The sequence below is a fragment of the Vibrio sp. 10N.261.51.F12 genome (assembly GCF_041471725.1).
Taxonomy (GTDB): Bacteria; Pseudomonadota; Gammaproteobacteria; order Enterobacterales; family Vibrionaceae; genus Vibrio.
Genome location: NZ_JBFROV010000037.1, coordinates 169,725 through 192,075 on the forward strand (window position 1 = coordinate 169,725; position 22,351 = coordinate 192,075).

Here is a 22,351-nt window from a genome sequence, read left to right on the forward strand (position 1 = left end):
TGGTCAACCAATTATATTCAGCTGGCAACCCAATATGAAATGTTATTCTCGCCATTATTGTGACCTACTTGGTGATTTGTGCAGATAAAGTAACGGCTGAACCAATTGGAACAGCCTTAATACTCTAGGATGTTAGATTTTCTTTATATGCTCTTTTGGGATTTGAATTAGCTGACAATAGAACTTCAATTTGTTCAATGGATTTGTCCTTTGTTTCTGGCAATAGCTTGGTGATCAGTGCTAAACCGATACCGCTAAATATGGCGTACATTAAGAATGTGTTAGCAGCCCCTAAATTAGCCAGTTGCCAAGGGAAGAACTGCTGAATCAAGTAACTAGCAATACTAGTGACGATGGCTGAGATCGGTATGGCAGCGCTGCGAACTGAATTAGGGAATATCTCAGAAAAGAGCACCCACATAATTGGACCAATTGAGATATGAAATGCGGCAATAAAACCAAGAATGCCAAATAAGACTAAATAGGAATTAACGATGATCGTTTTCTCAATAATACTCGCTTCATATTTCACCAATTCAATTGGAGAGTAGACCGTTGACAAAGCATCTTTAAATTCGACATCACTATTAAAAACTAATCCTTTGAATGACTCAAGTGGCGCAACGTCGATGGTTTCCGACAGTTGTTCAATGTTGGTATCTGTGAGCTCAAACTTGGCACTGTTAAAGCCATACCAGCATGTAAGATGGCTAAGAACAGCGCAAGTCAGGCCGATAAGTAATAGTGGACGGCGTCCCAATTTGTCTATGAACATAATCGCAAAGATGGTGAAGATGACGCTCGTTAAACCAATATATATCGCTTGTTGGAATGCCGCGTTACCACCAAATCCTACCTGTTCGAAAACTGTCGGTGCATAGAATAGGATGGCATTCATGCCTGTGATGCCTTGAACGATAGCGATCGTCACGCCAATCACCAATGCGGTGCGATACTTCGATGTAATGAGATTTTTAAGTTGATGACTAAAGGCTGGCTGCTTATCTTCTTGCATCGTAGCGTTGACCTCTTTTACTGTATCCATCAATTCTTCAGGTGTATACAGCTTGCTCAGTACCTCTTTTGCTTCCTTAACTTTACCTCTGGTGATTAACCAACGAGGTGATTCTGGGACGGTAAACAGTAACCCAAACCATAGGATTGCAGGAACCAGTTCTGACGCTAGCATGGTTCTCCAAATACCCTCTGATGAAAGTAAGTAGACGTTCTCATTAAGATTGATGACAAGGTAGTAGTTAATAAAATAAGCCATGGATAAACCAATGACGATATTGAATTGGTTACATGACACCAATTTACCTCGTAATCGAGAAGGGGCGACTTCACCAATGTACATGGAGGCCAAAGATAGAGAACTGAAGGCAAGACCACCAATAAAACGCGCGGCGACAAGCATCTCATAACTCGTTGATAATGCCGAACCTATTGCGGAAAAAATATAGAGTCCTGCTATAAGGATAAGGGTGTTTTTTCTTCCCCAAGTGTCGGCTATTTTGCCGGCAAAACATAAGGCGATGATTGCGCCAAGGCTCGGCGCACTTACCACCGTACCAACCTGTAAATTTGACAACCCAAACTCCATACTAATATAGCGAATGGTTCCCGATATGATCGCGGCATCAAGGCCGAAGACAAACCCACCCAGAGCGACAATCATCGCGTATCGAATGACATTTTTAGTGTGATAGTTCATTGGGTATTACCTACTACAAAGAAAGATGAACCAATAGTTCACTATAGGTAACCCAAATACTGTCTGGTTGATCACAATTGGTCGATCAATTAGGTTTATTTATGTGTTTTTATCAACCGATTTTGCTTTTGGATCGAAAAAAACACTATGACGGTGGTTTTTTCATTGTGAAAGTGAGATTATTTCACCGTACCTGCGGTCATCCCAGACAAGATTTGTTTAGGAAGTGCAAAGAATACGCACTGCAAATGGTTTCAGCAGCGGAAAAATGATGTACCAATAAGTTTTCAAAAAGGAACTTCCATCTAGTCGAGCGGCTTCTTCGAGTCCTTTCGGAATCGCTTTTATAAAGCTCGTGTAAAAAAGATCTCGAAAGGCAAATTCCCCACCGCATAAACAAATAAAGAGGGTTTTGTTGCTGAATTCAGGCAAAGGGCAAACACTTGTTAAATTGTTCGTATTTTAAATGATATACTGAATTTGGGGCATACCTATCCCAGTTAGCTTATTGAGTACTTTGAGCATGGCGTAAGTCTCCCCAACTTGCGCGTTGTAATTGCGAAGCGTGAGTGAGGCTCCCATTATCTGCTTCACGCGATACATAGCGGTCTCAGATATTGAACGCTTATAACAACCATACTTCTGTTTCCACCTTTTGCGCGAGCCATATAGTTTTGGCAGCCAACCGCCAGATTACGTGGATGACCTTTTTCCCAGAAGGCTGCATAAGGGGACTGCTTTCCTAACCGTAATCGCCCTGTGGCACTCCCTAGGATCGCATGCGCCATCTCCGAGCTCTCCCTGAGTGAACGGCGTGTTTGTTTGAGCTGATTGGGGAGTACTTCCGCATCGGTCACTCCTGTTAATGTCAGTTCAGACGCGATAATTTCATGGGTATCAGTATCAAAAGCAAGATGGAGTTTACGCCAGACTCGACGCTTGCCAATCTAAAAATGGAGTCGATGGATCCTCGTAGCGCCTTAAAAGGTAAGGAAAAGATGCGCTTTACCATGAGAGCAGTTGTGGTGGCCAAATCACTAAATAATCGTGGCCTACCACGTCTATTCTGTCTAGGTTGCTTCCACTCTGTTATCGCCTCTTAGTCAATCCAAAACGTGAGTGAACCTCGGTTAACTGGGGAGTTATTGTACTTGCGCCAGTTAGTAATTTTGTAGCGAGTCTTCGGCATGAAATCAAAGTCAGTGAATGAATGTCCGTGATCTTATCGTAAGATTCTGATTTAGTTTACTCGATTTATGCACTACGCCTCTTGCCGAATGTGCTCAAAATTTGGCCTACCAAAAATATACATTGCTATACCATTTATTGCTAATGAAGCGTGCGATGGTTTGCTGTTGTGGTAATTCTGAGCGCAAATTGCACGTAATTTAATTAATAGTATGATTTTATTTGTTAAAATATGTTTACCATTTTGTGAGGTTTGGTGTTGTTTGTAAAATTTAAGGTTGTATAAATATGTACCTGATCAAATTTTTGCATGGATTTTTTACTTCCGAAAGCGAAATGCTACTTTCGTCACGTTAAATTGGGTTACCAATATTTAAACTTATCAATGTGAGTGTAACATTGGTTAAGCAAACCCTTGCAAGTTTAACTGTAGTGTCTATCAGTGTCTTTTATAAGTAATCAATTAACTAACGACTTTAATGGGTAAATAAAAATGAAAAGGAAATTTCTTTCACTTTCTCTTATCGCTGTTGCGGTAAGTAGCTTATGCGCACCAGCGGTGGCAAAAAATGCCACTAGAGATTTAGATGGTTTCAAATTTTCAGGTTTCGGCCGCGCCGCTGTCGGCGTTACGCAAGATCAGCTTGTGAGTAAAACCGCTCAGAAAGCACATAATGGCGTCAATATCATTCAAACGGCGGGTAACCCATATAAACCAACAGGTAAATTGGGTAACCAAGGAAGCCAAGCTGAACTTCATTTTGATTATGGTATTAGCCAAAATAATATGAACTGGGTTGTGCATACAAACCTTTTTACCGGTGCCAGTACTTATAACGATGATCCAACAAGACCAGCGTCAAATTACTTCTTTCTCGATGAATGGTGGGTTCATGGTACAGGTATTATAGATTCAAACCCGAATGCTGCGGTTTGGATGGGGAAACGTTATTACGGACGTTACGAAGCATCATTGAATGGATTTCAACATGTTAACCAAGATGGTCTGGGTGGCGGTCTTGATAATTTCGATGTGGGTTTCGGTATGTTAAATCTTGCGGTTGTAAAGGATTCTTTCGGCGGCCCAACCAACGAGTTCTGCGAAGTAAAGGATATATGGGAACAATGTGCGGACGATTCGGTTGAAGGCTTCAGTGGTGGTAATGTTTCGTTTCTTACCAAGTTACACAGTATGCCCATTACCGACAGCTTGAAAAGTGATGTGTTCTTCAACTACGGCCGCTATTTTGGCTCCGATGCCGATATGAAAGCTCATATTAGTGATGGAAATTATACGCGTTCTGCACGTGAAAATAACCCAGATTCATACCAATTGGGTTTGGCGCTCACACAAGGCGATCGAAGCGATTGGAACCGACTTCTTGTTCGTTATAGTAACAAAACCAGTACCTCAATGACGCAAAGTTGGTTGCATCGTCCAAGCTATCAAGTGGGTGGTTTTTTTGACGGTGTACAAGAAATTACTGATTCGGTTCGCTTAGCGTACATGCTTTCACATGAAACTGCGTCTTACGGTGATGATGTTAAAGATCTTAAAGTAAACCGAGCACTGCCTTATGAAAAAACGACATGGAACCAAGCAGCGGTTCGCGGTACTTATAGTTGGAGCAGCAAGTTCTCAACGGTACTTGAACTGGCTTATGACCAAATGGATTTTGAAGTCAACGCTAGAGGTGCAACAACTGGAACAGACGGTACCAATTCTTCCGCAAAAGTAACGCTCGCTCAAGATATTCATCTAGGTAGTGGTTACTGGGACAGACCCGTTATTCGTCTATTTGTTACGTACGGCCAACTCGATACTAATACTCTCGCATTCCAAAGCTACGGTACAGGTTCCGACTGGCAGGCGGGTTATAACCCATACATTACCGAATTGGGTAAGAGAGACGCGACAACTTTTGGCTTGATGTTTGAAACTTGGTGGTAATTTACCTGAGAGGCAACCTATTTAGGTTGCCTTATTCAACATCGATGTTGAGTAATATTGCTTTTCTCAACAGTATTAAAAAAGAACAGAAGATTGATAGAGGTATGGATTGAATTGATTGTTATGATCATTTAGGAAGCTCTAAATTAGCTGCACTTAAGTGTTGTTATACGTTAGTGTCATGATGCAATTGCTTAGATGTTCTTCAATAGCATACCTGTAGCGTACAACAAGAACTTAGAAGTGATAACTGATGGTCAGTAACAATAGTCTTCATATTGACGTGTTTTGAATTAGAGCGATTTTTTGAAAATAAAACGTAATTAACCTTTCATTCTATTATTTTATCGTATTCAAAATGATGGGTCTTAGATTAAATTATAACCAAATTATGCCACTTATTTAAGTGACATGAACTGCTAAGGTTAACTCGAGTCGCACTATTTAAAAATGCTTATTATGAGCGGAGATCTATATGAAAAAAAGTAATTGTATAAATAGAATAGCAATAATACTGTTTGTTTTTTTGTTGCCGTTTAATTTGCATGCAGAAATAAAGACGCCTATGGTGTTTCCAGGCAAAGATAGTCTTATTTTAGAGCTTGTTGAACTGGCGCTTCAAAAAAGTGGTAAGTCACATACGGTTAACCACGCTACTGAATATTTATCAGATGCAAGATTGGTGGAGGAAGTCCGCAATGGACATATCGATTTGATATGGGCTGGTGCATCTCAAGATCTACAAAATCAATTGCAAGCAGTTAAAATACCAATTTTTAAAGGTCTTGCGGGATATCGAACCTTTGTTATTGAAAAAAACAGTCAATATAAGTTTGCAACTGTTAGAAATATCCATGATTTAAGAACCTTGAAAGCTGGGTTGGGGCGCTTTTGGTCAGATACTAAGATTCTAGAAGCAGCTCATTTAAACGTGATTAAACCAGTTAAGGCTGATAGTCTTTTTCATATGGTAGAAGGGGGACGTTTTGACTTTTTACCTCTTGGAGTCCATGAATCACGAGGTGTTGTGGAAGCCCAAGATGGTCTAAATTTGGCGGTTGAAGATAACATTCTTTTGGTGTATCCATCGGCGATGTATTTTTACGTATCGAAACAAAATACAAGTCTCTTTCAAGACATTAATAACGGGTTGGAAATAGCGATAAAAGACGGCAGTTTTAACGAGATTTTTTATAACTCAGAGCTTATTAGAACTACATTTGAAACAAGTAAACTTACTGAAAGAGTTGTAATTAATATAGATAATCCATACTTGCCAAAAGATGCACCAATCGAGCGGAAAGAGCTTTGGTTAGATATTAATCGATAATGTAAGGGCGAATAAATGAATAATAGTTTAAGTAAAGCACTCTCAATTTTTCTTATAGTAGTCGGTTTTATTGGGATTTCTATTGGTGGCGGAGCCAGCTATTTTACGGTTAAAGATAGATTAAATACCGATTACACTCAAGACGTGGAATCTACCGTTGGTTTGGCTGATGCGGCGTTGGTAGAAGCGATTTTTGCGTATGATTTTGAGCAAGCACAGGCTGTAACCGATGCTTTGATTAATTCTGAAATTTTGCGTTCTGTTGTTGTGGTTGATCAACGAGGAAAAGAGATATCTAGTTCCGGTATCTCAGTCAAAAATTTGTCTAATACAGAGCATTCTGTTGTTCGTGGTGATGCAAAGATTGGTACTATTACCTTTCAATTTGATCCAGCAATTATTGGCCAAAGTATGCAAGACGAAATGTTATTGATGATGTTTTCTATTGTCCTGGTGTTGGTGATGGTCGTAGTTAGCGTATACTTCTTTATGCGTTCAGTGGTTATTCAGCCTATCGATGATGTGACTAATTCGCTGCATCGCCTGTCGACAGGTGATGCTGATTTGTCACAACGCATTTCGGTTAAAAGCAATAATGAAATTGGTCGGTTGACTAAGAATTTTAACGATCTTATGGATAATCTGACCGATATGATTGGTAGTGTCGCCAATATTAGTGACAACATTAGCGATATTTCTAACACGTTGACTACGGTCGCAAGAAAGTCTCAAGACGATGCTCAATCTCAACAAGCATCAATGCAGACAGCGGCAACGTCACTTGAGGAAGTGAGCGTCACCGCAGAGGATGTATATCGCAACGCTGAGGCAACACTGGCTAAGACTCAAGAGGCCATTAATTGTGTTGAAGAGGGTGGACGCTTAGTTGAGCAGAACGGCTCACTAGCGACAAGCCTTTCAGAGCAAATCAGCGAAACGTCACAGCGAATCGATGCTTTAATCCAATCTTCTTCTGACATTGGCTCTGTGGTTGAAGTGATATTAAGTATTGCAGAACAGACAAACTTACTCGCATTGAATGCGGCAATTGAAGCGGCGAGAGCTGGTGACCAAGGGCGGGGTTTTGCTGTTGTCGCTGATGAAGTGAGAGCATTAGCTCAAAAAACGCAGAACTCCACATCAGAAATAGAAACTATTGTTTCGAGCTTACAATCTAATGCAAAAAGAGCAGCTGATTCGATGGATGCGAGTTTAGTATCATCACAAGAGGTAACGGCTGCAGCGATAACGTTGTCAGCGAATTTACAGAAAATTTCGGTTGATATCGAGTCCATTAATAGTATGAATAGTGAAGTGGCGGTGGCGACAAAGCAACAAAGTGAGGTCACCAAAACCATCGCTATCAATATAGATGATTTAAATCAATTATCTTCATCTTTGTCGGCGAGTGCGACGGATGTAAATGCTAAGGTCGAAGAAATTCAAGGGGTTAACTGTGATTTGACCAGCAATATTGGTCGGTTTAATATGTAAGAGTATATTACTTTTTACCTTCGTTATGTGATGCTTTAAACATATGTAATAAGTAGATTAAAGGCTGGCTCGTTCTGATATGAGGTGATACTTTTAGTTAAACGCTCGATGGACATCATCGGGCGTTTTGTATTTTAGAACTGTGTTCGGCCTCTTTTTATTATAGGGCCTAACTGACTCGCAACTATTTCCCAAGTTCCTGCTATTTGTAATAGTTAGCTTTGGGACTGTTTTTTTCGTAAGCTCTCCATAAACCCCGCATTCTCATCACCACCCACGAATAATAAGATCAACTCTCCAACCCAAAGGATATTTGAAATGGCAAAACGACGCACCAATAAAGAATGGTAAACTCTTATCGAGCGCTATGAGAGCAGCAATATCACTCAATGCACCTTCTGTGAACAGACTGAACTGAGCCTATTAGCCTGTCCACGTGCTTTGCGAAACTAAGTTATCTACAAGCAACAACACCGTCGACGCCAGTCGGCTTTGTTAGAGCCAAAGTCGTCGAAAAGACGACAAAATATCAGGCAGCCCAGCTACCAACAGCCAGCATGACTCCAACTTGCCTCTTTGTAGCGATGCATTATTCGTATTTACCAATAAACAACGCGATAAAATCAAAGTGTTGTACTGGGATAAAACGGGCTTTGCCCTGTAGTATAGACAACTTGAAAAAGCCACGTGTAAGTGCCCTTCTACAGAGAAAAACCAGGTGTTTACCCTAACTCAACTCGTGCTCGATAGACTGCTTTCAGGCTTCACGATTATCGGCCATAAACCCGTTATAATAAACGTCATGAAAAACACGCCAGATATCAACCAGAAAGTCAAGATGTTGCCGAGCTACAAGCGATGGTAGCAGTACTGATGTCGGAGGAAAATGACTGGAAATAAGAGCTTCAATCGCTGTTTGAACAACTCAAGCTTGCCTTCGGTCGCCAGTTCGTAAAACGCCCGGAAGTGTTAAAATCTTACGATGAATCACAAGGTGACGTCTTCAGCAGTCGAATGTGAAGCTGATAAGGAAGACGAAATTGAGGTGACGATAACCACAACAACGAAGATGCGTGGTAACCGTAAACCTAGCCTCGTGAGGTTATCGAACTTGATTTAGACGACGATGAGAAGCAGTACGCTTGGGGCAAGCATGGCCTGCATAGAATCGGTGAAGAGCGCAGCTAGAAACTAGAGTTCACGCCAGCAGTACTCAAAGCACTAAGTATGCTTGCCGCCAATGCGAGATAACCAAGGACAACATCAAAAGCCAGCCCTACAGAGCATCATTCCTAAGAGTTTCGCAACTGAAAGCTTAATGGCTAACATCAACCTTAGTAAGTACCAATACGCGATGCCACTTTACTGGCAGGAATCATTATTTACACAATCAGGTATAGAGCTATCAAGTAACACTATGGCAAGTTGGTAGTTATCCAAGCGAAAAGTTCGCTCCGTTGTATGCAGCTTCGAGAGAGTACCTACTCAACCAGGTACTTAAGGCAGAGAAACAGTGTTTCATGTGGATTTACTGTTTGGGAGTGGATTCGTCTAAAACACCAGTACCAAATGCGAACAATATCGCGCAATATGCTTATAAGGTGGATAAAAAACGCCCGATGAAATAGAACTGGGCGTTTTAGTCATTAAGTGTCATTTAGATCGGAACGTGTTAATACGCTAGCTATCGAATTACTTATAATTTAGATATACGGTTTTTTTCTGCAAGTAACCTTCAAGACCATGTTTACCGTCTTCTCCGCCAATACCTGAGCGTTTGAATCCAGTGTGGAATCCATTAAACAACTCGCCATTTGGTCGGTTGATATAGATTTCGCCCACTTCTAGTTCATTAACCGCCTGCATAATCTTACTCATGTCGTTGGTGTAAACATAACCAGAAAGGCCTAGATCGATATCATTAGCATATTCAAGAGCCTGTTCGAAGCTACTGACAGGCATGGCAGATACGATTGGTCCGAACGTCTCTTCCTTCATTATATCCATGTCGTTCGTTACATTAGTAATAATGGTAGGTGAAAACCAAAACCCTTTATCAAATGCTGCGCCTTCTGGTTTACCACCGCCGAGTTCGATTGTGGCACCTTGTTCTTTTGCACGATTGACCATACGAGTGAGGTTTTCAATCTCTCTGGCGTTCACTTTTGGACCAATATCCGTATCGCTGGCAAACGGGTCACCCACTTTGAGTGTTTTCGTTTTGGCGATAAATTTAGTCATAAAGTTATCGTAAATCGCTTCGTGAATATACATACGCTCGTTAGATGTGCAAATTTGTCCACAGTTGCCAAAACCTGATTTAACAGCCAAGTCGACTACGTGATCAACGTCAACGTCCGCAAGCACGATAAACGGTGCTTTACCGCCCAGTTCTAAGTTAAGCGCGGTAATATTCTTAGACGCAGAGCGATAAAGAATAGAGCCTACTTCAGAGCTGCCTGTTAACGTTACTAGCTTGGTGATTGGGTTGCGAACCAGTTCATCGCCGACTACGGCGCCTTCGCCAGAGATAATATTAACAACACCTTTTGGAAAATTGCATTCAGTGATGAGTTTAGAAAATTCCAATACTGCAAGGGGGGTATCTGCAGGAGGCATGATAACCATAGTATTCCCAGTAACCAGTGCATTACCAAGTTTTCTTGCTGCAAGTGCTAATGGATAATTCCACGCGAGTAATCCAACAGTTACACCAAAGGGCACGCGTTGAATCCAGATTTGCTCGTCTTGATTTTCGCTGGTAATTATCTCACCTTCTATACGTCGAGCGGATTCCGCAGCATAACGAAGAAAACCAACAGAACCGGCGACTTCGCCACGAGCGTCGCACAGTGTCTTACCTTGTTCAGTGGTTAAAAGCTTTGCAAACGACTCGGTGTGCTCCTCCAATTTGTCTGCTAATTTAGAAACATATTGCGCTCGAGTTTGTGCAGGGAGTTTTGCCCAAGCTTTAGAGGCTTTTTCGCTAGACTTCAGTGCTTTTTGTGCGTCTTCTCGTGTAGCTTTTGGCGCGTAACCCACGATGTCCTCGTTACTAGGGTTAATAACTTCAATAGTCTCTGAATCAGAAGCTGCTAACCACTGACCATCGATGTATAAATTGCTATATAAAATAGGCATATGAATCCTCGTCGAATACAAATAATATACATCTAATATAACTCAAATACGGCCATTGGCAAACCAAATCATTCTATTGGTAGATGTATTTGTGATTTCACTAACGTATTGATACACTAGTTATATAGTGTGTACGGTTCTTAAGATGTATATCACAAATACTGCAATAATGGATGAACTCAACAAATTTGTTGCGCTTTAATTACACTTTCTTGATAAAAAAAGCTGTAACTAGTGGTAAAGTACAGACTTACTATAAAATAGGTTGACCGAATTAACCTGACAACCCTGGAAAAATGATGATTGAATCAAATAATACAAAACGACGGTACTATGATATCGGGTTACAAATTGAAGAACTGCTTCACTCTGGAGTTTTCAAAGCTGGTGAGCGTTTACCTTCTGAACGTGAATTAAGTGATCGGTTTGAAACCAGCAGGGCGACGATTCGCGAAGCTATCATTATGCTCGAGCTGAAAGGTTTAGTTATCGTTCGGCAGGGAGCTGGTATCTATTTTATTGATTCACCTGATAAAGCTTCAAATAGTGCTTTTATCCCCAAAAGTGATATCGGTCCTTTTGAGCTATTGCAGGCTAGACAAATTATCGAAAGTAGCATTGCCGGATTCGCGGCGACTCAAATAAAATTTAATGAATTAAGAGAACTTAAAAAAGTTCTCAACCAGCAAGAAAGTGAAATCAACGGTAGCAGCGAAAAGTTTGAACAACTTGATGAACAGTTTCACCACTTGATTTCAGAGTCGACTCAAAATCGTGTACTTATTCGCCAGGCTGCTGAAATGTGGAATACAGTTCGTATTAAAAACCCGTTATGGCGAGAACTGAACCACAAGTATTTGCATGAAGAGCGTCTACAAACCCAATGGATTAACGACCACAAACGTATTCTGATGGCATTACAGAAACGTTCGGCAGAAGAAGCGAAACAAGCGGTCTGGCAACACATAGAGAACAGTAAAGTTGAGCTGTTAAAAATTGCCTCATCAGAAGGTGTAGATGAGGAGCTTGATGATTTTTTCTTTGCGCTTGATTTAGACATTGAAAATACTTAATACACATGTGTTTTAAAGGCGAGCGTATAGCAGTTTTTTATGTAGCGAAGTGCTCTTGTAGTAGCATTGTGAATTTGGCCACCTGATTAGAGGTGTTAGAATGCACCTCTAATCAGGTGAAACTATCATAAACGTATGAGAGAACTTTCAGTCCCGAATTTAAGCTAGAGGCTGCGCAGTTGGTCACCACTAGGGCTATACAGTTGTTGAAGCTGAGTGTAAGCAAGTTAGCAATGGATCAGCGGATGAGGCAACTCAAGCAAGAGAGGCAAGGCGTAACACCGAAAGCTTCGCCGCTCACTTCTGAGCAGATCGAGATCCGAGCGCTTAAAAAGCGGATTGCTGAGCTGGAAGAGCATAATAAAAGAGCAATTGCTCTGTTGATGTTGGACCCACTGAACAATTCTCGATAATCGAGAAACTCAAGTAGAGCTGCAGTGTTTCAAAGCTGTGTAAAGTGTTCGGTATCCATCGAGCAGTTTTAAGTATTGGTGTAAGAAACCCAAGACTCAATCTGCAGAAGATGTCCATCTACGTGCCCAAGTTCAAGAGGCTCACAGCGTTAGTAACGGCTCTGCCGACGCGAGAACCATTGCGAGTATCGAAACTAACTCGCGGTGGTTCTTTCTCGTTACAGAGCAACTAAGCTGATGAAAAACTCGGGCGGTTAGTCGTTAACCTCCTAAACACCGATATAGCGCAGCAATCCAGGAACACATTGAAATTATAAATCATTTAGATGACAGTTTGCTGTGACTGCTCCTAATCAGATCTGGTTCGGCGACGTACCTATATTTGGACCGGAAATCGCTGGAGTTATCTTGCAGTTGTTATCGACCTCTTTGCACATAAACCGATCGGTTGGGCGATGTCTTTTGCCCGATAGCTAACTGACATGTAAGGCGCTGAAGATGGCCTATGAGTCGCGAGGTAAGCCCTCCAATGTGTTATTCCACTGCGACCAAGTTAGTCATTATACGAGTCGTATGTACCGCCAAGCACTCTGGCGATCTCAAATTAAACAGAGTTTATCTCGTCGAGGAAATTGTTGGAATATATACCTAATTAACTTGAAGATGCTGGTTTGAGAGCCTGAATATTATCATTGATTCGAGACACCAGCGAAACTGCGATCTCTGGAAGAGTCACAGTAAAAAATTGGTCAAAAGCTGCTCTATCGGATTGAGGTCGGGGCTATAAGACGGGAGGTAATGTATTCAATATTAAGGACAAATGCTGCATCTTTGACTAAATTACGTCGGTGATATCCTGCTCCATCTAATATGATATGAAGCTTATGGGTTAATGGGTAGCTCTCTCGTAGCTTGCAGAAAAAGCGAACAATGTTTTCACTGTTAATGCTTTCGAAATTGCTAATAATTGTCGCTCCGATATCCGATAGATTCAGCGCAGCCACAATATTCAGTCGGCTACGGTTACCTGTCGTTTCAGCCACTTTATCTTAACCAGTGCGTATCCAACCATGGGATATTTTGGTCGATAATGTTGGGTGAACATCATCGATAAAAACTATCGATTCATCCTTGCCACCACTCGCCTTTAAAGCTTTGTAAGCCTCAATGAACACTTATTGTTTTTTACATTAAACTTGTGTGGGACACCTTTCGGTTGCTTGTAGCTAAAACCATTGTGGTGAAGCCATTTATTCATGCCTGAAACCTTATAGCTAAGGTCGAACACCTCTATAATATAAGCGACAATTTGATGAGTATGCGAATAAGTATTTTCGGTCAAACTCTCGATAAGGTGCATGGTTTGAGTGGAAGAAAGTTTACTTTGGCTGCCACCATTTTCAAGCTTAATCTTTTTTGAGAGATAATGGTCTGACTCCCAATGAGTCAGAACGATTATATTGGGAAAACTCTAAAACCGTGGCCAATTTTAGCTGACCACTACAGTTCCAGTTGCTGCTTTTGTTGAGGAGTCAGTGTAATTTCATTGTGCTTAGCATGATCCTGCTTTAACAAAAAATCAAGCATCTTCAATGATCACGGGTATATAGAAGCTCAATAGGATTGAGGTTAGGGCTATAAGGTGTGAGGTAATGAGGACAAACGCCGTATCTTTGACTAAATCACTACGGTGATATCCGGCTACATTTAAGACAATATGGAGTTTGTGGGTTAATGGTAGATTTCTCTTAGCTTTCATTAATAGCGAACAATGCTTTTACTGCTAATGCTTTCGTAATCACTAACAGTAATCCTTCCAATATCCGACAGATTCAACGCGCCAATAATATTCAGTCAGCTACGATTATCTGTCGCTTCAACCACTTTATCTTGACCAGCGCGTATCCATTCATGGAATGTTTTGGTCGATAATGTTGGGTGAACTGCATCGATGAAAACGTTTGGAATTAACGCCGTTTGCGAACAACGTAACTAAACTGAGTTCGTGCTGTTCGCATAAAACACGCTGAGTAATATTGTTGTTTTCATAGTGTTCAAAGAGTGCGTACCACTCCTGAACAGAGAGTCGTTTTGCCGTTTTAAATTTTTTTGGAGTTAGAGGGGCGATGTTAATATTGGTGCAGAGTGATTTGAATGCGGGGTTTATGATGGATTTACTTTTCAGTGACCGCTAATTTGTAATGAATTCAAAAAAACCCCTCTATTGAGGGGCTTGGTGTTATTCATTTTGTTAGGTTAAATGTATTTTAGCAGTTGGTGTCATCACCTGCAGGAGTGATGCAAACTGGATAGGCTGCCGATTGTTGTTTTTCTGTCGCATCTGCATCGTTCTCGAACACAACAAATAGGTAGTAGAATTGATCTTCAGGTAGCTCTTGAGTTGGAACCAGTCCGTCATTTTGATATGAAGGGAGATCTAGCGAGAAAGTAATGTTTTCGCCTTCAATCGTACCAGGAGTTCCAGGTACGATGTCAAACTGAGCATCATCCCCACCTGCGTAATCCTTGACTAGTGCCCAGGTAGGTTTCTGTAGAAGACGTAGGTAAATCTTGACACCATCAGGCGTTGTTTTGTGAGAGCCTGCGTTATAGTTAAACGTTACGTCTAACGGCTCATCAATTGGATTTGCTCTAGTTTTGTATTTCCAATCGCTATCTAGTTTAATAGACATGTCTATATAACTTTCAACGGTCATTGTGATTGAGTCTGTCACGGCATTTGGATTTTGACTGCCATTCGCCGTCGCAGTAATTGTTACCTCACCTTCTCCGGTTCCTGACACAATTCCATCAGATGAAACAGTCGCGATGGAGTCATCTGAAGAGGTCCATAAAATCGACTCATCGTCAGGTTTCTCTTCTTGATCACTAGATGTGAGTAACGCTTTGAGTTGAATTGTCTTATTTACATACAGGTAGCTATCATTTTGTTCTATCGTGATGTCTGTGACGTAAATAGGGTCAAATTCACCTACAGAAATTGCAATGCTCTCGCTCACTCCCTGAGTAGCTGAAGAGGTCACTGTGATAATGGTATCTCCGAAGCTGAGAGCAGTGATATCCCCTTCACTATTGACACTTGCAATTGTACTATCAGAACTTGTATACGTTACTTCAGGTTTCGCATTTAGTGGTGTGAATGACGGTTCTAAAGAATAAGTATCATTAATGCCTAATTTTTTCTCACTACGCGCGAGTGTGATTTCTGTTGGTACAGGCGCAAGACCGTCTGCTGATTTCAGTGTCTCACCAATGTTAGGCTTAATAAATCTAACCGATTCGCCATTACGCCAAGTGATGGTTGCTGCCTCAACTTGTTCTGTTTGACCAAGACCAAAATGCGTCAAGTTCATTACACTTTGTGAGAAAGATGCCCCACGTGAACCGACACGATGAGACGGTGTAGTACCGGAGGCAGTCTCTAGAACAACTCTAGCGCCTAGTGGATCAATGTTAGAGAATGGACTATAGCCGACGTCAACATTAAGGTAGTTTCCGGTATTAACTGTCGTGTTTTTATACAAATACCACATGCCATTTTCATTGCTTCCATTAAGTATGTCAACTTGGCCATTGCGGTTAAAATCGAATGCTTGTCCCATATCACCGTGACCAGGGTCATTAACATCGTGTGCGCCATGGGTTGTGGTTGTTTCAAATTTTCCTTTGCCATTGTTAACCAATAGTAAATCCGAAACACGTTCTGCAATGAAGCCAAAACGATGAATGAAGAGGTCATTCCACCCGCTATTGTTGAAGTCTCCGAATGTTACTCCCCAGTGGTTACCGCCCGTCGGCACATTCCATTCTTGTGTGGCATCAACAAACTTGTCACCGTCGTTTATAAGCAGCATATCGCTTACGTTACGGTTGGTTGGTTCCCAATCTGTCGCAACGCTGGTAACATTTTCAAGTGAAAAAGAGACAGCCCAATAAACATTTTGATTTCTGACCCATTCTACTTTCCAGTTACCGCCGCCGGTGTGACCGATATAAATCCCATTTTCATCACGGACTTCTGGAAAACCAACGGCATCTTCAGGTTGGACATCTAAAAATTCCGGTGCATCTTTCATGTCTGGATGAAGTTGACTTTCTTGGAAGCCTTCTGCGTAAACCCACTTTTTCTCTTTTGAGTTACCGAGGTAGATTGGATAACCATCATCGTATTGACGATAGGTCAAGCTTAGGTCTTTAAGCGTTAGTGTCGCATTTTCATCTGTTGTAATGTCGATCAGCGTTTTACCGGTTTCGCCGTCATCGCGGACGTCGAATTTTTTTGTCGTTGGGTTGAAATCATAAGATTTGTTTGACAGTTGGTATTCAGGAAGACCACGAGATAAATAAATGTCAAAGTGGCCATCGTTATTTAAATCTACTTCCGCAGCAGATTGTACCTGGTCTAAGCCTATCGCATTTGCTGGTAGGCGCTCACTGGAAACATCAGTAAAAGTGAAGTCACCATTGTTTCGCCATAAGGATACGGGTGAAAATAGCAGTAGATCTTGTTTACCATCGTTATCGTAATCTAGAATGAGTGCACGTTGGCCGAGTGTGTGCTCTAATCCAGCCACGCGTTTTTGTGTGAATGTACCATCGCCGTTATTTTCATAAAATAGTTGAATAGGACCATCGTAATCGGGTGTTTTTGCATTAACCAGTATTAGGTCCAATAAGCCATTGTTATTCAAATCAACCCAGCGGGGGGCTCTTCCGCGCGCAGGGGTTGTAATGCCACCATTGCCTTCTACTTGAACAAAATTGCCACCTTCGTTTTTGAAAAGAATATAAGAAGAAGGATTCGTTCCGTTTGCTCCACCAATAGCGAGCATCATATCGAGGTGACCGTCACCAGTGTAGTCACCCAAAGCGGTACCATGGTAATCTTGTGGATTAGGGAACATAGGGACAACATCTACCGCGCCACCGTCTAAGTTTGTTACTACCTGTGGTGCAATGTAGTTATGGTTGTTTAGAATGGCATCATAGTATCCAGTATCGTTAATGTCGCCAATCGATGGACCGCCATATTTGAGTGTAACTTCTGTTTCCAACCCAACTTCAGCGGACATGTCGGTAAACTCTGGGAGGGTGATGTCTCCAAGTGGTGCTGCAGTCATTGAATTGACTTTCACAGCGCCTGTTCTGACAGCAATAGTAAACGGTGTTCCGTTGTCAGACTGAGTTGCAATGTCGTTTAGTTTTGTTATCAACCGCAAAGAATGATCGCCGGACGAGGGAATATCGACTTGATCTAAAAGAACCTTCGTTCCCTGAAGCACAGAAATAGAAGCGTAAGCTGACTCGATAGTAACATCTAATTCTAATGCCTGAAGTAACTCTGGAGAAGTAACATCGACATCAACATTGATATCTTTTCCTACTTCAGTCGTTGCAGGAAGTGTAACTGCAGGATTTTGATCGCCAGGTGGGACAGACCCATCTGAGCTGCTAGAACTACTATTGCATCCAACGGTGGAAGCTATAGCTAGTGCTAAAATGCTAAAACCAATTTTTTTATTTATTGACATTATGTTTTCCTTACGTCGTCAAAAATATTTCTCCCGTAGTTTAATTGAGCATAAATAATTGGTTTGTGACTTCTGTCTATTGGTTGTACAAAGGGCTATTTTTAATGCTAAATTCTTGAAATAGATCAACCTATTTTGATTTGGATAGACTTTTAGTATAAAAAATAGCAGTTTTTAGACTCTTTTTAGTGTTTGTGACGTAGGTTATTTAGAATTACGTACTAAACTGCTATCTTTTGTTCAACCAATTTTTTAGCATTTAATAAAAAGGTGAGTGTTGTATGAAGCGTTATCAAATGTACGTAGGCGGTGAGTGGATTGATGCAACAAATAATCAAGTTGAACAAGTCATTAGTCCGTCAACTGAAGAGGTTATTGCAGAGATTCAAAATGCTGATGAGAGCGATGCAAAACGAATTCTTGAAGTAGCAAAACAGGCGCAAAAATCTTGGGCTAAAACACCAGCTAAACAACGGGCAGATATTCTGCGCAAGTTTGCTCAATTGATTCGAGATAATAAAGAATACTTAGCTGAGCTACTTGTTAGGGAGCAAGGAAAGCTCTATCGCGTCGCAATGGGGGAGGTAGAGGTGACCAGTACCTTTATTGAATATGCGTGTGATTGGGCTAGGCAGATGGATGGTGACATCGTTCAATCCGATAATGCAAATGAGCAAATCATGATCCATAAAGTGCCTCGTGGAGTCGTTGTCGCAATCACGGCTTGGAATTTTCCGTTGGCTCTTGCTGGTCGTAAGATTGGGCCCGCGTTGGTTGCAGGTAATACTATTGTAATTAAGCCAACGTCTGAAACACCACTTGCGACACTTGAGCTAGGGTATCTTGCTGAGGAAGCCGGTATTCCGGCTGGTGTTTTAAATATTGTCACTGGCGGAGGACGGACGTTAGGTAACGCTCTTGTTGGTGATAGGTTGACCAATATGGTGTCAATGACGGGTAGTACTCCTGCTGGTCAATCTATTATTAAGGCATCTGCAAATAATATGGCGCATGTTCAGTTAGAGCTGGGAGGCAAGGCGCCTTTTATTGTAATGGAGGATGCCAACCTTGAACAAGCAGTCGCGGCAGCACTGCACTCACGTTTTGATAACTGCGGTCAAGTTTGCACGTGTAATGAACGTATGTATGTGCACAGTAGAGTTTACGATAAATTTATGCGTCTTTTCATGGATAAAGTCGCGTCAATTAAAGTGGGTGACCCAATGGATCCTACGAGTGACATGGGGCCAAAAGTAAACGCTCGTGAGTTAGCTCATATGGAAGAGCTCGTTGCCCAAGCGATCAATGAAGGTGCTACCCTAGCATACGGTGGTGAACGTGTTCAAGGGGCCGGTTTTGAAAAAGGTTTCTGGTTCCAGCCCACTGTACTGACTGATGTGACTCAGGCAATGACTATTGTTCATGAAGAAGCGTTTGGTCCAATCTTACCTGTTATTCGATTTGATACTTTTGAAGAAGTGATCGGGTATGCCAACGACAGCGATTATGGTCTTGCGGCGATGGTTTGCACTAATAACATGAAATATGTTAACCGATTGTTGTCGGAGTTGGAGTCGGGTGAGGTTTATATCAACCGCGGACATGGTGAACAACATCAAGGTTTCCATAATGGCTATAAGCTAAGCGGGACAGGTGGTGAAGATGGTAAATATGGATTTGAACAATATTTAGAGAAAAAAACATTCTATGTGAATTTTGATTAACGGAGAGGTAAGAGAACAAAGCTTTGTTCTCTTATCAGAGGATTCGCCATTCTTCGACGACATGAATAGCTTAGATCACTAAATGGTTAAGCTAATAACACAGCGTTGTTATGGAACAACGAGAATCCAGCTTCGGTAAGCCATATTTATTTCGTGGCTTACCGATTCGAAAGGCTGTTTTCAGACATAGATTAAATGCGTACGACATTAGTCCATCAAATGGCTGGGCGCGCGATTCAGTGTTTACCTCCTTGCTAGTGTTTGTTATTTAGTGATTGATTTAACTCATTTAGAAAAAGCGAGATGGCGGTATCAGTTCGAACTGTGGTGAACTGATATTGGCCACGCTCTTAGAGTTTAACCAGAACAATCGTTCTGATTCATTGGGTGTTAAACCACCGTTGTATTGGTGCGGGTGGAGCTGGCAATAATAACCAATAATGTATCGAGTAATTTCTTGTTGCGCCTCTGCAACGCTCCTATAATCTACTGTTGGTATCCATTCCGTTCTCAAGCTTCTAAAGAAGCGCTCCATTGGTGCATTATCCCAGCAATTTCCTCGACGAGATAAGCTTTGCTTGATCTGAAAGCGCCACAATAACTGCCTTGATCGCTGTGGAACATGACGCCTTGTGGTTTACCACGAGACTCATAAGCCATGGCAAGAGCCTTACTTGTTAATCGACTATCGGGCGACAATGACATTGGCCAACCAATATTTTTCTAGCAAACAGATCGATAACAACGGCTAAGTACATCCAACGATTACCTGTCCAAACATAAGTAACATCACCAACCCACACTTTGTTTGGCTCCGAAACTGCAAACTGGCGGCCTAAGTGGTTTGGGATCTCAATATATTCTTGTGATGTTCTGCGATATCAGTGTTTTGGTACTTGGCAGCTCACTAGGCCAAGGGCTTTGATGAACTTCGTTGCACTGTCACGACTCAGGTTAGTTCCCTGAGTCGTGATTATGTCAGCAATGGTCCTAGCGCCCGCAGAGCCGTTGCTTGCGGCGTGAGCCTCGCTAACTAAACTATGGAGCTTTACTGTTTCAGCATTAATCTCTGCTGGACGTTTTCGCTAGTAGTTTAGCTGCTTCGATGAATATTGAAAACTACACATAATATTTTTACGCTGTGGCTCTGCTTGAGTTTCTTGATTATCAAGAATTGTTCATTGAGTCCGACATCAACAGAGCCGTGGCTTTTTTTAATATTTCATTATGCTCTTCAAGGCGAGCTAACTTCTTCTTTAATTGCCGTATTTCAATTTGCTCAGGCGTCATTGGTGATACTTTAGGTGTTTTCCCCTGACGTTCTTCTTTTAGTTGGCGAACCCACTTATCCATCGTGGATTTACCAACGTTCATCGCTTGAGCAGCCTCTGCCACTGAGTGGTTCTGATCTAGAACTAGTTGTGCCGCTTCCAATTTGAAATCGGCACTAAATAGTCGTCTTGTACGCTTTGTCATAGTGTCACCTGTTAACTTATCAGGTGATGATATCACCTCTAACTAAGTGACCAAATTAAGCGTACCACTACAGAACTGATGGCGATACGGGTTAATCGGTAATGATTAGCTTGTGGCTTTACGATACTCAACTGGTTAAGTAGTTACTCAGTAGTAGAGACAAAAAGTAACGTTATAATCAGATTTGTATACTAGACATTTATGACGGAGTTTTTTGGAAAATACTTTTATCATTTTGTTAATGAGATCATTCTATTGTCAACCAAATAGTGCGATTTGTTATGTGCGTCACGTTAAATTGGTTCTCCAATTGTTAGTATAAGTCTATCGGGTTAATTGAATAATAACCTTAGGGCTGGACCACTATTATTAGGATGAAAATGACACATTTTGTATCTTCTGAGATCTAGGTCTTTGAAGAGAGCGAGTGAAGTGAATATCATAACAAACGTTACTGATATTGGTAACCCAAAGCGACAGAGTGTTAATTTTGACATGTAAACATCATGTTTATTGGTTAACCGTGTAAATGCTTGTTGGGGGAATTGATTATCAGGGTGATAGCAAGTGAAGTGCAACAAGTAATGAGGCCTGTCCCAGACATGTTGTTAACCCATATTAAATAACTATATCCATCAAGGAATTGATCATGAATAAATTTAAAACTACGGCTCTTTTAGCGGCTATTGCATTGACAGGTTTTGGTTGTCAGTCAACGACGGGTTCTGCTGGCGGTGCTTCTGCTTCTGCTTCTGCTGCGGTAGCTCCAGCCCCCGATTTTGAAAGTGCTCAATTTGCGCAATCGATAAAAGGTAAAAAGTCTAAAGTTGAATTAGTTCAAGGTACAGGCGTTACCGTGGGTAAAAATGCGGTTAAAATTGATTTTGAGGGCGTATCTGAAGCCAATAAGAATAAATTTTGGCCTAACGCATTTATGACTCCAGCAGGCGGTGTCTGGGATTGGAGTGATAAAGAAAGTTTTACAGTTGATGTCACTAACCCTACTGATGAACACGCATTTATTAACTTCAAAGTTGTTGATCAAGCTGGAACTACTGGTGGTGGCATGCCTCGTCAGTTGAACCATAAAGTAATGATCCCAGCCGGCGCAACTGAAAACGTTGAAGTTGTATTCCGAGCAAGCCTTTACAGTTTGCCAGGATACTGGGGTGGTGATGATCTAGATCTTAGCAAGATTAAAGAGGTTAAAATATTTATTCAAGGCCCGATTGAGAAACAAACAATTATTCTTGATAATTTCACCTTAATCGGGCCTCAATCTTAGTGGTCTTTTT

At 41.4% G+C, this 22,351-nt stretch carries 11 protein-coding genes and 6 pseudogenes; 9 read left to right on the forward strand and 8 right to left on the reverse strand.

Annotated elements, in window-relative coordinates:
* Positions 1-124: 124 nt before the first annotated feature.
* The 3 genes and pseudogenes from AB4405_RS19765 to AB4405_RS19775 all read right to left on the reverse strand — a co-directional run bounded on the left by AB4405_RS19765 (position 125) and on the right by AB4405_RS19775 (position 2,903).
* Positions 125-1,714: a sugar porter family MFS transporter gene (locus AB4405_RS19765; RefSeq protein WP_372062509.1), complete on the reverse strand. Its 1,590-nt coding sequence runs from the start codon at positions 1,712-1,714 to the stop codon at positions 125-127.
* 219 nt (positions 1,715-1,933) lie between these two features.
* Entirely contained in the window at positions 1,934-2,146 is a 213-nt protein-coding gene (locus tag AB4405_RS19770) for an ABC transporter permease subunit (protein ID WP_102469036.1), read from the reverse strand.
* A gap of 30 nt (positions 2,147-2,176) precedes the next feature.
* A pseudogene (locus tag AB4405_RS19775) lies at positions 2,177-2,903 on the reverse strand (transposase).
* Positions 2,904-3,395: 492 nt separating this feature from the next.
* Here AB4405_RS19775 and AB4405_RS19780 point away from each other — a divergent pair.
* The 5 genes and pseudogenes from AB4405_RS19780 to AB4405_RS19800 all read left to right on the forward strand — a co-directional run.
* Complete coding sequence (locus AB4405_RS19780) at positions 3,396-4,853, forward strand: carbohydrate porin (RefSeq protein WP_372062510.1); 1,458 nt, start codon at positions 3,396-3,398, stop codon at positions 4,851-4,853.
* Between the two features lie 475 nt (positions 4,854-5,328).
* Positions 5,329-6,183, forward strand: coding sequence for a transporter substrate-binding domain-containing protein (locus AB4405_RS19785; protein ID WP_102469038.1), 855 nt, complete (start codon positions 5,329-5,331; stop codon positions 6,181-6,183).
* Positions 6,184-6,198: 15 nt separating this feature from the next.
* Complete coding sequence (locus AB4405_RS19790) at positions 6,199-7,677, forward strand: methyl-accepting chemotaxis protein (protein WP_372062511.1); 1,479 nt, start codon at positions 6,199-6,201, stop codon at positions 7,675-7,677.
* A gap of 568 nt (positions 7,678-8,245) precedes the next feature.
* Positions 8,246-8,341, forward strand: a complete 96-nt coding sequence (gene tnpB / locus AB4405_RS19795) for an IS66 family insertion sequence element accessory protein TnpB (RefSeq protein ID WP_372062512.1) — start codon at positions 8,246-8,248, stop codon at positions 8,339-8,341.
* Between the two features lie 138 nt (positions 8,342-8,479).
* Positions 8,480-9,293 (forward strand): annotated as a pseudogene (locus tag AB4405_RS19800) (transposase); the annotation flags it as partial.
* Between the two features lie 76 nt (positions 9,294-9,369).
* Here AB4405_RS19800 and aldA (AB4405_RS19805) read toward each other — a convergent pair.
* A complete protein-coding gene (gene aldA, locus AB4405_RS19805; protein ID WP_102469041.1) occupies positions 9,370-10,818 on the reverse strand; it encodes an aldehyde dehydrogenase in 1,449 nt (482 codons plus the stop codon).
* A gap of 296 nt (positions 10,819-11,114) precedes the next feature.
* Between aldA (AB4405_RS19805) and AB4405_RS19810 the strand changes: the two genes are divergently transcribed.
* Positions 11,115-11,891, forward strand: coding sequence for an FCD domain-containing protein (locus AB4405_RS19810; protein WP_241903247.1), 777 nt, complete (start codon positions 11,115-11,117; stop codon positions 11,889-11,891).
* Between the two features lie 179 nt (positions 11,892-12,070).
* A pseudogene (locus tag AB4405_RS19815) lies at positions 12,071-12,946 on the forward strand (IS3 family transposase); the annotation flags it as partial.
* Positions 12,947-12,956: 10 nt separating this feature from the next.
* Here the strand turns inward: AB4405_RS19815 and AB4405_RS19820 are convergent.
* From AB4405_RS19820 to AB4405_RS19830, 3 genes and pseudogenes are all read right to left on the reverse strand, one after another.
* Positions 12,957-13,739, reverse strand: a pseudogene (locus AB4405_RS19820) (IS630 family transposase); the annotation flags it as partial.
* 169 nt (positions 13,740-13,908) lie between these two features.
* Positions 13,909-14,263: pseudogene (locus AB4405_RS19825) on the reverse strand (transposase); the annotation flags it as partial.
* Positions 14,264-14,571: 308 nt separating this feature from the next.
* Positions 14,572-17,856 (reverse strand): FG-GAP-like repeat-containing protein, encoded by a 3,285-nt coding sequence (locus AB4405_RS19830; RefSeq protein ID WP_102469043.1) that lies wholly within the window; start codon positions 17,854-17,856, stop codon positions 14,572-14,574.
* A gap of 281 nt (positions 17,857-18,137) precedes the next feature.
* On the opposite strand from AB4405_RS19830, the gene aldA (AB4405_RS19835) reads away from it, so the two are divergent.
* Positions 18,138-19,580: an aldehyde dehydrogenase gene (gene aldA / locus AB4405_RS19835; protein WP_102469044.1), complete on the forward strand. Its 1,443-nt coding sequence runs from the start codon at positions 18,138-18,140 to the stop codon at positions 19,578-19,580.
* Between the two features lie 289 nt (positions 19,581-19,869).
* Here the strand turns inward: aldA (AB4405_RS19835) and AB4405_RS19840 are convergent.
* Positions 19,870-21,056, reverse strand: a pseudogene (locus tag AB4405_RS19840) (IS3 family transposase).
* A 649-nt stretch (positions 21,057-21,705) separates the two neighbouring features.
* Here AB4405_RS19840 and AB4405_RS19845 point away from each other — a divergent pair.
* Complete coding sequence (locus AB4405_RS19845) at positions 21,706-22,341, forward strand: hypothetical protein (protein WP_102469045.1); 636 nt, start codon at positions 21,706-21,708, stop codon at positions 22,339-22,341.
* Positions 22,342-22,351 lie beyond the last annotated feature (10 nt).

Excerpts from the sequence above, each read along its gene's own strand:
- AB4405_RS19765 (WP_372062509.1), bottom strand. The coding sequence starts at position 1,714 with ATGAACTATCACACTAAAAATGTCATTCGATACGCGATGATTGTCGCT.
- AB4405_RS19780 (WP_372062510.1), top strand. The coding sequence starts at position 3,396 with ATGAAAAGGAAATTTCTTTCACTTTCTCTTATCGCTGTTGCGGTAAGT.
- AB4405_RS19785 (WP_102469038.1), top strand. The coding sequence starts at position 5,329 with ATGAAAAAAAGTAATTGTATAAATAGAATAGCAATAATACTGTTTGTT.
- AB4405_RS19790 (WP_372062511.1), top strand. The coding sequence starts at position 6,199 with ATGAATAATAGTTTAAGTAAAGCACTCTCAATTTTTCTTATAGTAGTC.
- aldA (WP_102469041.1), bottom strand. The coding sequence starts at position 10,818 with ATGCCTATTTTATATAGCAATTTATACATCGATGGTCAGTGGTTAGCA.
- AB4405_RS19810 (WP_241903247.1), top strand. The coding sequence starts at position 11,115 with ATGATGATTGAATCAAATAATACAAAACGACGGTACTATGATATCGGG.
- AB4405_RS19830 (WP_102469043.1), bottom strand. The coding sequence starts at position 17,856 with ATGTCAATAAATAAAAAAATTGGTTTTAGCATTTTAGCACTAGCTATA.
- aldA (WP_102469044.1), top strand. The coding sequence starts at position 18,138 with ATGAAGCGTTATCAAATGTACGTAGGCGGTGAGTGGATTGATGCAACA.
- AB4405_RS19845 (WP_102469045.1), top strand. The coding sequence starts at position 21,706 with ATGAATAAATTTAAAACTACGGCTCTTTTAGCGGCTATTGCATTGACA.